The organism is Vibrio sp. 10N.261.46.A3 (genome assembly GCF_041472995.1).
GTDB classification, from domain to species: domain Bacteria; phylum Pseudomonadota; class Gammaproteobacteria; order Enterobacterales; family Vibrionaceae; genus Vibrio; species Vibrio coralliirubri.
The window spans coordinates 1-11,505 of the sequence record NZ_JBFRRH010000029.1; the positions used below are offsets into that span (position 1 = coordinate 1).

Here is an 11,505-nt window from a genome sequence, read left to right on the forward strand (position 1 = left end):
TTCAAGTTGATTCGGTATAGCTACTGTATATTAACGATTGATAAAATAGACTATCTGACGAATCGGAACGTAATGTCACTAATCAAAGATGAATATTCTACCATGATGAAATTTCCGCAATTACTGCGCGACGCGCGCAAGAAATTGAAGTTAACGCAAAAGGATTTTGCGGCATACATTAATCACTTAGATGATGAATTCAGCTCTGTAGATGTCGTAACGATAAATCGATGGGAAAATAGCAAAGTAAAGCCAAGTAATTACAAAGCCCTAAAGCTATTGGACTGCCTTGGTCTGGACTTGTATACAACGTTGAAAACCTTTGATTCAGAACATAACGAAGACAGTGCACTACTTGAAGACTTCCTTCGTGAGAGGTTCTTTTCGTTTCAAAGCCGAATATCATCTATCACTAAAGGGGAAATAGAAGAAGGCTGCGACTGTCAGATCATGCCATTGATGACAGATCAGAATGACAAAGCAGTAATAGATAGAATAAAGCTGATTTCACAATATACAAAGGTGGATCCTTCAGCTCTTGATACTATCGACCTGTTTCTCTATTGCAGTGAAAAAAAGGCGCATGGCAGAAAAATGGTCGATGTTAAGGGCGATATTGTTAGTCATAGCCTAGGTTTTTTCTTCAACGAAGAGGTATTCGAGCAATACCAAAATAAGCATCTACATATTAAGCAAGCCTGCTCTTTAGATTCTAACCAGAACTTAAATTACATTGTGGTTAGCGGTCACTCTGAGAAGCGCGAACAATCTGTTGCGAACTTGATTTCCGATATGAAGCTTCTTGCAAGAAATACTAAGATTAAAAAGTATTCCATGATCATAAAGAACCCAAGTGCATTGGAACTTATGAAGAACATCGGATTTGAAATATGGAAGTTTTCAGAACCAACAGAAGAAAAGTCGAACATCACCTTCAAAAACAAAAACTACCGCTATTGCGTACTGACTATCGACAAGATCGAATTACTGAGTAACAAGAATGTTATCGCATTCATTAATAAATATGGTTAATGACTCAGGTTTACTGGATATAAACAGCCACCAAACAATAGGTGGCTTTTTAATTCTCCAAGAGGCTACCCAATAGTAATCAGGTGAATAAGTCAACTAGCCAGATATACGACCAGCGGTATTCATACAGACAAACACCTACGGCAATTGCGTCTGAATATCGGATAACACCTCATCTAACCCCTCACCTAGTGCTTCAACAAGTGCTTCATAACCTGCTTCTTTCAAGGGTACTTTTGATTCGAAGTCGGCACGTGCAAGTACTGTATCTTGGTAGCTCAATACCCAACTTCCTTTCACTTCTGCGTTTCCGGTGTAAGAGCCATTAAACTGTTCAAAAATGAGTGTTAATTCTTTATCTTCCGCGCCAGCAGCATTAGAACTGTTTACCCGCTCTTCAAGCAACCCTTCAAGGTTCTCAGCCCAAACGTGTTTACGCGCAGATATCAATTCATTTTCAGACTTGCGATACGCAATCCCTATTGTGTCGAGATAGTCTGGTAGCTCCACTCTCGTTTTAACCTTAAAGATCGGTTTATCTAGCGTACTTTCCGGCAAGAGGTAGGCGTTAGTACCATCAGTAGGCGTTGAACACCCTAAAAGCCCGAGGAGCGCGATAAGTGATATAAATAGCTTTCTCATTATTCCACTCCCTTAACTGGAATCGGGTCTTCTTCTACTTCGCTACCGAACACCAACGCATTCGGTTTGTCGTTCAGTACTTTAATCAGTGGGCGAAGCTCTTTTAACACATGTTCTAACTCTTCAGATGCACTGATCAATTGCTTGTAAGCGTCGGAGCCATCATCGTAACTTTCTAATGTCGCCTCAAGTTGCTTCATTGTGTCACTCAGATCTTGTGGTAACGCTTTTGCGCCCTCACTACCCATAAGTTGATCGACACTCTTCAGGGTAGTGTCTAATGATGCAAGCGATCCGTTTAAATTGGCGATAGTCGCGTCTAACGGTAGCTCGTTAATCTTGGTTAGGAAATCGGTGATCTGATTTTGAATTTCGGTTAGACCGCCCGCGACAACCGGGAACACAGGGTAACCATCAAATTCTCTTGGTTCGTAAGTCTCCTCATCTTCATAAAAATTAATGTCGACAAACAGCGCTCCCGTGAGCAAGTTACCCGTTTTCAAGGTTGCTCTTAACCCTTCGCCCATTTGCAGCTTGACGCGTTCAGCAAAGGCTTCGGCATTCACGGCTCTAAAGACTTCAGAAACTCGTTCTATTTCCAGCTTGATTAAGATAGGAATACGGTTCGAGACCTTGCCATCTTTATCCATGCGAATTTGTAACGGCACCGTATCCACAGTGCCAATCCTGACACCTCGATACTCCACTGGAGCCCCTTTCCTTAAACCTCGAACCGATTCTTCAAATAGCAACACATACTCGATCGATGTCGTGTACTTACCTTGTAAAACCGCGTCGTAATTGTCGTACAGAGTGTACTCTTGAAGGTTCTCTTTTATCTGCAACCCAGGCTTAATACTCTCGGCTACATCAAAGCTCACACCACCAGTCAGGATGCTTTCTATTGATGCAAAGTTAACGTCTAAACCATTCGCACCAAACTTCACATCGATTCCAGAAGATAGCCAAAACTGCGTTTTTTCAAAAATCAGGCCATCATAAGGTGCAAAGATAAACAATTGGTATTTACCCACTTTATTCTCGTAATCGAAGCTTGTTTTCTCGACACGCCCAACAACAAAGCCATGATGCAATACAGGTTCGCCAACGTTCAGTTGGTTTGCTTTATGGTGCGATAACACCACACGAATGCCTTTGGTGTCTGGTCCTGCGACGGGTGGCGTGTCTAACACATCAAACTTCAATTGCGATTCACTGGATTTCCCTGGCTTCAACTCGATGTATGAGCCAGATAAAATGGTTTCCAATCCGCTGATTCCATCAGTACCAATGTGTGGCTCAACCACCCAGAATTGAGTCTCAGTATTGATCATGCGAGCGGCTTTCTTGTCTATTTGAGCTTTGGCGATGATGTATTCATAGTCTTCACTTAACGCCACGTCTGTGATTGTCCCAACGTGCACATTCTTAGATTTGATCGCCGTTTTTCCTGCTTCTATCCCAGAAGCATCTGGCAGAATTAGGGTGATCTCAGGCCCACGATTGTTGAAATACTGGAACAGCATCCAACACCCGACCAGTACCGCAATGATCGGCACAATCCAGACCGGAGACAGTTCGCTTTTTTTTGATACTTTCGCATCTGAAGTAGTTTGCTTTTCCATATGTCCCACACCTCTTTGGGGAGATTACTTCCATATAATCCGAGAATCGAAAATCATCGCCGACAACATCGTAAAGATAACAACCGACGCAAATGACAGTGCCGCAGGTCCAGGGTAAATAGCCATAACACCATCGAGTTGAACCAAGGCAACCAATATAGCGACGACGAAAATATCTATCATCGACCAACGGCCAATAAATTCGGTGATACGGTAGAGCTTAAGATAGCGACTCGCCCTTTGATTGGTGAGTCCGCGTACCCTTTTTGCCTTCCAGTACAGATAAGCCAAGGCAAACATCTTTGCCATTGGGATGAAAACACTCGCGATAAGAATAATAAGTGCCACGGGGTATGAATCCATATTCCAAAGCAAGATCACCCCTTCCATGATGGTGGAACCTTCACTCGTCCCGAACGCAGACGTATACATCATTGGGTATAGGTTTGCTGGAATATAGAAAACGACAGAGGTGAACAACAGCGCCCACGCTATTTGCAGGTTTTTTATTGGCTCAAATCGATGTAAATGTGTGTGGCAGCGCGAGCAATGGTGTGTAGCCTCACTGTAGCGATGCACTTGACCGCAAATGTGGCAAGCAAGGTGCTGCTTGTTCTGAAAGGTGCTACCAACCGTTTGTTCTTGTGCGTTTTTAGTCGGAACTAAGCGATCCCATAACCAATCAAAATCAACTAACGAAATCGTCTTCACCACCAACATGGCGTAGATACAAAACGCCCAGAATGATATCCCCATCGATACATCGGCTAATGCTGCGATCTTGATTAAGCTGACCAAAACGCCGATCAAAAACACATCGACCATCAACCAAGGCTTTGCCCAACTTAATGACTTCAACGCCAAAAAGGTGAATCGGTTATCCGCATAATGAATGTGCTTCTTTCTGTCTACCAGTAGATAAAACCAGAGAGAAAGCACCAAAAAATAGGCAGGCAAAAGAATCACGGCCAGAAAAAGTAATATCGCAATCAGGCTGTTATCCATTCGGTTCATCATATCAACAGCTTGATACAGGGTGATTTGCTGGCTAATTCCTTGAACGCTGAACGACATATACGGAAATGTCAGGCTCATGATTAAAGCAATAAGGCTAGCCGACGCATAAGCCATCACACCATGCTCTTTATGATGCCCGAGGCTCGATAAGGTGTGAGAACATCTCGGGCAAGAAGCTTCACTGCCCGCAGACAGTTCTTCAAACTGACTAACCAGCCCGCATTCGTGGCATGACTTGGTAAAGCGCTCTGGCAATGATGTCCCCTTTTAGTCTTTATAAGCAACTAGACACTCTAGGTAAATATAAGTAAGGGTTGGATTTTTTGCCAATATGCACCGAATTAAACGCGCACGATATACTAGAAATGAGAGGTAGAAAGTAAAAGGGGATGACCAACTGGCCATCCCCTTTTCAATCATTGAACAAATACAAACCGCCACGAGTTAACTCGCTGCCGTAGCGACGCACTATTTATAGCGTGATCAGTTGTGATTGTTGTCTAACTGATAGAAAGTCACTTGCGCATAATCGCTGTCGTCACTTGAGTTATCTTGCAAGTAGATACCCGCTTTAAAGTACATGTAGTTATCCGCATCGTCATAACCGCTGTTACTCATATCCACTTCTTTTGCCGCTAGCTCTGAGCCATTTTGACTAATGGTAGTAATCAACTTATCACCTTCAACAACAATGGAATACGAGAAGGTTTCATCGAGTGCAATACCGTCACTTGGGTTGCTAGTGCTGTTTAAATCACCGTCAGACGTCACCATGTTACCTAAAAGGTTATGCCAAGTTTCATCGCCACCGCTCGAGTTCGAGGTTTCATGAGCAAAGTAGATTGCGCCTTTGTCGTTGCCTGGTAGTTTATGGTAGTACAAGCGAATAGGTTCGTTTTTCTCAGCGTGGATCTGGCCAATCACGATTCGACCCACTTGTTCAGTGTTCGAAGTCGTTGTCGTCACATGATTGATAGCTAACGTCGTATTTAACGTCCCGTCGATACCACCAAAGTCCGACTGGTCACTCGATGGAATAGACGAAAACGCCCAGTTATTGTCTTTACCCGAAGTAGAGTAAGAGGTATCACCGCGACGAAGCATCTCTCTTAATTCAGTACGAACATATTTTGTTCCGCTAGATGTGGTCACGCCTTCGACTGGTGTGTAGAACACTAAGCCACCATCACTACCGGTATAGAAGAACTGGTCTTCATAACCTGCATCTAGCGTGTTCTCTTTAATAGAAGTCGCGTAGCCGTCACCTTCATCAACGGGAATACTCACATACCAGTCCAGTAAGTCGAAGTTACCTGACGGCGGTAGGTTTGGATCAAGTCCGTAGTCAGGGCTATCATTGCCACTGATTTCGACTTCAGTAATATTCGTCCAAACACTTTCCGCACTGTTTTCAAAGACTTTGATACGAATCCAACGAGCCTGAACATCCGTCACATCGTAGGTTTCAAAACCAGATGTGCTGCCACTACTATATCCATAGTAAACCTTGTCCCAGCTGCTTGAACTTTCATCAGCTAGCGCTCTGATCTCGAACTTATAAGTTTGCTCTTCGCCTTTACCCCAAGCTATCGCGACGTCTTGAACATTTTGTACCGAGCCTAGGTCGAGCACTAAATTGACGGGCGCATTCTGAGCAGCCCAACGTGATGACCAATCAGTGCTTCCATCAATCGTATTCGAAGCTGGGTAAGAGTTGTGCTCTCCACCCCAGTCTGACGCGGATTGAATGTTCAGTGTTTCAGCCGATACGCCATAAGTAGCCATCGCTAAAAGAACCGCACACGACAATTGTTTGTAAGGTTTAAGTTGATGAGTTCGAGGTTTGCAAGAAGTGAGTTTGCAAGGTTTAAAAGTCATACAAGTCTCCATGATATGTTTCACGTATATTATTTATTCCATATTTTGTAGGGTGTTACCGAAGTAACGAGAACCACTATAGGACAATATTTGTACGACAAGTTGAACAAATATCACGATCATGAATTATTATATTACAAATGAATAACTATGTGACATGAACCATTCTTATACCAAACACATCATCTAACAAGACAGCAATATAACGAGAAGCTTTAAACCAAATTACACTCGAGCTTCTCTTCCAACGCTTGGATACACAGCTTGATGGCGATAGGCGTATTAGAAGCGAATGGGTTTAGCGCATAAACCGTGTTAGTCGGTAGTTGGAAGCTTGGCATTATGTCGACAACTTCATTGGATAACTGAGAGAGGTAGAAGTCTGGAATCACGCCGATACCAACACCAGATTTGATCAAGGCAAGACAGCTGTGAAAAGAGTTGGTGGTGCAGCTTGCTTGTTGTTGGTAAACGAAGTCTGTTTCAGTGTGAGAGGTAAAGTAATGAGAGATCTGCTTCCCCTGCCATGAGTTAGCGATATAAGGGATAGAATCAAGTTCGCGTTCACGCATGCTTTCAACGCCACACAACACATCTTTAAATTCACCCAAGCGTTTCTGTTTGAGGTTACTGTCACGAGAACTGCCCACTCGTACCGCGAGATCAATATCGTGTTCCATGAAGTCTAGATGTTGATCGTCGCTGATCAGTTCTGGCTTTAACTTCGGATATTGTTTCATCAGATCGGCAATAACAGGCGCTACCAATAAATCCATCAACGCATTCGGAGCTGTGATACGAATCCGGCCTTGTGGCTCTTCTAGCTCGGCTTTTGCCATATCCCAAGCCGATTCAGCGATCACATTGATGTCTTTGCAACTCAAATAAAAGCGCTCACCCATGCTTGTCAGAGTTTGTCTTCGTGTTGTACGTTTAAGGAGAGAGGCGCCTAACTCTTGTTCTAGAATTTTGAGATGTTGACTGACGACAGATTTAGACAACTCTAACTTTTCAGCCGCAGCGGAGACTGAACCCTGCTCTACGATATGAGCGAAAATCGACATCTGCTTTAGCTTACTCATCTTATTGTTCTCTTTTTACAAACAGTACTTTCTATTATCTCTGTTTTTCAAATCAATTTCCAAGACTAAACTCTATTCAACTTATCGAGATACCAAATCAAAAAGACAGTGCTCGAAACAAGACTGTTATGGAGAAAGACAATGTTAGACAACCAAATTTTAGAAGCATGTAAGCAAGGGATTAACGCGTGGCAAAAAGCTTTCAACAGCCAAGATGCGAAAGGTTGTGCCGATCAATATACTGAAAGCTGTGTAATGGAAGCGCGTCCATTTGGTACTTTTGAAGGTCGTGAAGCGATTCAAGCATTTTGGCAAAACATCATCGACCAAGGCTTCAAAGACGTTGATTACACAGACGTTCAATGGGAAGAGCACCCAGAAGGCGGGTACATTCTTACCGCTAGCTGGACAATGAACAAAGCGTTTGGTGTTGTACATCGTGAACACTGGGCACTTGAAGCCGATGGCTGCGCTCGCTTAGTCAGCGACGACTTCGAAGTTCAAGGCGAACGCTAGAGCTGTAAGTAAAGGCTAGAAGCTCAAAACTCAAAATAGAAACAGAAAACAAAAAGCCAGCAATCCAAATGGACCGCTGGCTTTTTAATGTTCACTCTTGTCGCTATTTCACTTGATTTGAAGGTGATTGAGTGACTCTACACAATCACTCAACACGCTCATCATTTCAAATCAAAATGCCTGGTAAGGCAGAGCAAATCCAAGTCAACGTTACAGTGCTGCTTTCTTCGCTTCTGTAATCCAACCATCGAACGTGCTTTGGTTTGCTTTGATCCAACCATTTACGTGCGCTTCGATATCCGCAGAGCTGTTCTTACCTTTACTCATCATCATGTTCTGAGCACTTACATCATTGATGTTAAGTTTGATGATTTCAAAAAGCTTCGCTGCTGATGGGTTGTTCTTAGCAAACTCTTTATTCGCAATAATGCGCATTGAGTTCATTTCGAAGCCGTAGTTTTTGCCGTTAGATAACGTCGTATCCACGTTCGAACGCTCGCCAGGAAGTGCTGAGAAAGGAACTTCTAACCAAACTACATCTTCGTTAGGCACCAATACGCCACTTACCCAGTAAGGTGTCCACGTGTAGTAAAGGATTGATTCACCTTTTTGGTAACGAGAAATCGTATCTGCAATGATTGCAGCGTAGTTACCTTGGTTGTGAGTCACCGTATCGTCCAGTTTGAACGCTGAAAGTTGGTGTTCAATCACCATCTCACAACCCCAACCTGGGTTACAGCCTGTTAGATCTGCTTTGCCATCACCGTCCGCATCAAACAATTTAGCGATTTTTGGATCAGTTAATTGACCAATGTTGGTGATGTTGTACTTTTCAGCCGTTTTCTTATCAATTAGGTAACCTTGAGCGGCGCCGCTTACATATTGGCCTTCACGGTAGAACTTCTCATCACCGCCTGCCATTGTGTATTTGTCAGCATGAAGCGGGAACCAACCTACCGTTAGGAACGTTGCATCACCCTTTGCAATTGAGGTGTAGCCTACGTTGTAGTCCACTTCTTGAGTTGATTTCACGTCATAACCCAGTTCTTCAAGGGCACGGTTAACGATCAATGTTTGGAACGTCTCTTCCGCTACAGACGATTGAACAGGCTGAACTGATACGCCCTCACCCGGTAGGCTTGCTGCCCACACGTTAGTCGATACCGCTAATGTAGAAACGATGCTTACTGCGAGTTTACTCTTCCATGAATTATTCATTGGTGTTTTTCCTTAATTGAAGTTCTGATTTGTTACCGCGATTAAGTACATTCAGTACAAGGGAAACAGGTCCCATGCGATACCAGCGTAATTTTGTATTACCTGCATTTACCCCGAGAACTTGGGTAATGCGGTCAAGTAGGATTGCTAGAATAACGATGCCGAGACCACCAACAGCGGCCAGTCCCATATCTAGACGGCCGATACCTCTCAGTACCATTTGGCCTAAACCACCTACCGCAATCATTGATGCGATAACCACCATAGATAACGACAGCATCAGTGTTTGGTTCACGCCGGCCATGATGGTTGGCAATGCAAGTGGCAGTTGAATTCGGTAAAGCATCTGCTTTTTGCTTGCACCGAATGAATGACCCGCTTCGATCAATTCTTCCGGAACTTGCTGAATACCCAAGATGGTCAAACGAACAACAGGAGGAAGTGCGAATATGATGGTCACCACCACACCCGGGACGTTACCGATACCAAACAACATTACGATCGGTACTAAATAAACGAAGGCTGGTGTGGTTTGCATAGCATCCAAAATTGGGCGCACGAATTTAGCCGCCGTGTTACTTCGGGCGAGCCATATCCCCATGGGTAAGCCAATCAACAGACAGAAGAATACGGATGTCATGACCAGTGACAATGTGGTCATTGCTTCAGACCAAGCACCAATCAAGCCAATGAAAGTCAAAGACACGGCCGTTGCAACACCAAGCTTCAAGTTTGAAAACTGCCATGCCACTAGAAACAAGATGATCAACATGAATGGTGCTGGCGTAGACACCAACGCCGTTTCAAATGAACTTAGAATAAAATCGATAGGCACACGGATCGCTTGGAATAATGGGCGTCCGTGCTCAACTAACCAATTCAGTCCAGACTCTACCCAAGTGTCGACAGGCAAAACGGCCTCTGCAAAAGGGTTCAGTGGATCAAAAGGTGTCGTTTCAACGGTTTCGCTACTTAACCAATCTGCTGATGGTGAGGTGTCAGTTGCTTGCCCCCAAGGATCACTTGCAGGTTGAGCTGCAGGAGCCGATTGAGACCATGGGTCATTATTTGTTTGTTCAGACGACATGATCTACCCCTTATCCAATGTTTGTAACAGTCGTGACTTAGTCACCACGCCAAAGTAATTACCTTGCTCATCCACAACAGGCACTGAGTAAGGCACACCACCAACTAGGCCAAGCACATCATTGATTGGTAAATCAGGGTTCAGCGTTAATCCATCATCGAGCTGCGCGCTGACGAGTGATTTGTTCTCTTTGTGAGCTTTACGAAGCGAGTCGATAGAGACAATGCCGGAGTAACGGCTGCTCTTCTCAACTACGATGCCGTACTCGCGGTCGTTATCCATCAAAATTTGTAGAGCGGACGCTGGGCCATCGTGTTCTGATTTTTTAAATACCGCAGCTGGCTTCTTACGCGCAATGTCTTTCACAGTAAGTACGCTTGCTACGTTCACACCGCGGAAGAAAGCTTCGACATAATCGTTGGCTGGGTTATTAAGAATATCGTCTGGAGTACCTACTTGAACCACTTCGCCATTTTGCATAATCGCAATTCGGTCACCGATACGCATCGCTTCATCCAAATCATGTGAGATGAAAACAATGGTTCGTTTATCGTCATTTTGAAGGCGAATAAGCTCATCTTGCATTTCAGTACGAATCAAAGGATCGAGCGCCGAGAACGCTTCATCCATCAACAAGATATCTGGGTCACATGCTAGTGCTCGAGCCAAACCAACACGCTGCTTCATACCACCAGATAGTTCATCTGGGTAAGATTCTGAATATGCGCCAAGGCCTACACGCTCTAGCGCTTCAAGTGCTGACTGCTTTCGTTGTTCAACTTCAACACCCGCAAGCTCTAGACCAAACGCGGCATTCTCGATAACCGTCATATGCGGCATCAAAGCGAAATTTTGGAAAACCATGGAGATGTTGTTGCGGCGAACTTCGCGGAGTTCATCTTCTGAGATGTGGGCAATGTCTTTGCCTCGAAGAAGCACATTGCCTTTGGTTGGTTCGATCAATCGGTTAAGAAGGCGTACTAGGGTTGATTTGCCAGATCCTGACAGTCCCATTATGACGAAAATCTCGCCTTCTTGAATACTAAGAGAAACATCGTTAACGCCGATCGTTAGCCCTGTTTCTTCAAAAACTTTATCTTTGTTCGCGCCTTCATTAATCATTGTAAAAGCACGATCGGTGTCTTCACCAAACACCTTGTACAGTCCCTTAACTTCCAGTATGGGATCCATGTAATCTAATCCTTTCTCAGTTATTTAAACTTAAAAATGGTTATTTAAACCCGAAAAACGATTAGCACTCTAAGTAATTAACGCGTGTAAATCAAGGAGCTTCGTTCGGTAAAACAAGGCAAAAGACTAAAACCAGGCCAGTGACCCCAAGACAAAAAAATAAGTAAAAACACAACAAATTACTGATAAATAAAGATTTAAATCACACAAACACACG

The 11,505-nt window shown here is 43.9% G+C and carries 10 protein-coding genes; 2 read left to right on the forward strand and 8 right to left on the reverse strand.

Annotated elements, in window-relative coordinates:
- Positions 1 to 72: 72 nt before the first annotated feature.
- Entirely contained in the window at positions 73 to 1,032 is a 960-nt protein-coding gene (locus tag AB4484_RS08345; protein ID WP_372077510.1) for a helix-turn-helix domain-containing protein, read from the forward strand.
- A 138-nt stretch (positions 1,033 to 1,170) separates the two neighbouring features.
- Here the strand turns inward: AB4484_RS08345 and AB4484_RS08350 are convergent, their stop codons facing one another.
- The 5 genes from AB4484_RS08350 to AB4484_RS08370 form a co-directional block, all read right to left on the reverse strand.
- A complete protein-coding gene (locus AB4484_RS08350; protein ID WP_372077511.1) occupies positions 1,171 to 1,674 on the reverse strand; it encodes a membrane integrity-associated transporter subunit PqiC in 504 nt (167 codons plus the stop codon).
- Positions 1,674 to 3,299: an intermembrane transport protein PqiB gene (gene pqiB, locus AB4484_RS08355; protein ID WP_372077513.1), complete on the reverse strand. Its 1,626-nt coding sequence runs from the start codon at positions 3,297 to 3,299 to the stop codon at positions 1,674 to 1,676. Before pqiB ends, AB4484_RS08350 begins: the two co-directional genes overlap by 1 nt.
- Before the next feature lie 24 nt (positions 3,300 to 3,323).
- Positions 3,324 to 4,571, reverse strand: a complete 1,248-nt coding sequence (locus AB4484_RS08360) for a PqiA/YebS family transporter subunit (RefSeq protein ID WP_372077514.1) — start codon at positions 4,569 to 4,571, stop codon at positions 3,324 to 3,326.
- Positions 4,572 to 4,799: 228 nt separating this feature from the next.
- The gene (locus AB4484_RS08365; protein ID WP_372077517.1) at positions 4,800 to 6,194 is read right to left on the reverse strand and encodes a polysaccharide lyase family 7 protein; all 1,395 of its coding nucleotides are present in this window, start codon (positions 6,192 to 6,194) and stop codon (positions 4,800 to 4,802) included.
- Between the two features lie 215 nt (positions 6,195 to 6,409).
- The gene (locus AB4484_RS08370; RefSeq protein ID WP_372077519.1) at positions 6,410 to 7,276 is read right to left on the reverse strand and encodes a LysR family transcriptional regulator; all 867 of its coding nucleotides are present in this window, start codon (positions 7,274 to 7,276) and stop codon (positions 6,410 to 6,412) included.
- Between the two features lie 141 nt (positions 7,277 to 7,417).
- On the opposite strand from AB4484_RS08370, the gene AB4484_RS08375 reads away from it, so the two are divergent.
- Positions 7,418 to 7,792, forward strand: a complete 375-nt coding sequence (locus tag AB4484_RS08375) for a nuclear transport factor 2 family protein (protein ID WP_050652243.1) — start codon at positions 7,418 to 7,420, stop codon at positions 7,790 to 7,792.
- A gap of 210 nt (positions 7,793 to 8,002) precedes the next feature.
- Here AB4484_RS08375 and proX read toward each other — a convergent pair whose 3' ends face one another.
- Genes proX through proV form a run of 3 tightly spaced genes read right to left on the reverse strand, consistent with a single transcriptional unit; the run spans position 8,003 to position 11,288 of the window.
- Complete coding sequence (gene proX, locus AB4484_RS08380) at positions 8,003 to 9,010, reverse strand: glycine betaine/L-proline ABC transporter substrate-binding protein ProX (protein ID WP_017065372.1); 1,008 nt, start codon at positions 9,008 to 9,010, stop codon at positions 8,003 to 8,005.
- On the reverse strand, positions 9,003 to 10,097 hold the full coding sequence (proW, locus tag AB4484_RS08385) for a glycine betaine/L-proline ABC transporter permease ProW (protein WP_048617625.1): 1,095 nt from the start codon (positions 10,095 to 10,097) through the stop codon (positions 9,003 to 9,005). Before proW ends, proX begins: the two co-directional genes overlap by 8 nt.
- Before the next feature lie 3 nt (positions 10,098 to 10,100).
- Positions 10,101 to 11,288, reverse strand: coding sequence for a glycine betaine/L-proline ABC transporter ATP-binding protein ProV (gene proV, locus AB4484_RS08390; RefSeq protein WP_048614446.1), 1,188 nt, complete (start codon positions 11,286 to 11,288; stop codon positions 10,101 to 10,103).
- Positions 11,289 to 11,505: the final 217 nt, after the last annotated feature.

Excerpts from the sequence above, each read along its gene's own strand:
- AB4484_RS08345 (WP_372077510.1), top strand. The coding sequence starts at position 73 with ATGTCACTAATCAAAGATGAATATTCTACCATGATGAAATTTCCGCAA.
- AB4484_RS08350 (WP_372077511.1), bottom strand. The coding sequence starts at position 1,674 with ATGAGAAAGCTATTTATATCACTTATCGCGCTCCTCGGGCTTTTAGGG.
- pqiB (WP_372077513.1), bottom strand. The coding sequence starts at position 3,299 with ATGGAAAAGCAAACTACTTCAGATGCGAAAGTATCAAAAAAAAGCGAA.
- AB4484_RS08365 (WP_372077517.1), bottom strand. The coding sequence starts at position 6,194 with ATGACTTTTAAACCTTGCAAACTCACTTCTTGCAAACCTCGAACTCAT.
- AB4484_RS08370 (WP_372077519.1), bottom strand. The coding sequence starts at position 7,276 with ATGAGTAAGCTAAAGCAGATGTCGATTTTCGCTCATATCGTAGAGCAG.
- AB4484_RS08375 (WP_050652243.1), top strand. The coding sequence starts at position 7,418 with ATGTTAGACAACCAAATTTTAGAAGCATGTAAGCAAGGGATTAACGCG.
- proX (WP_017065372.1), bottom strand. The coding sequence starts at position 9,010 with ATGAATAATTCATGGAAGAGTAAACTCGCAGTAAGCATCGTTTCTACA.
- proW (WP_048617625.1), bottom strand. The coding sequence starts at position 10,097 with ATGTCGTCTGAACAAACAAATAATGACCCATGGTCTCAATCGGCTCCT.
- proV (WP_048614446.1), bottom strand. The coding sequence starts at position 11,288 with ATGGATCCCATACTGGAAGTTAAGGGACTGTACAAGGTGTTTGGTGAA.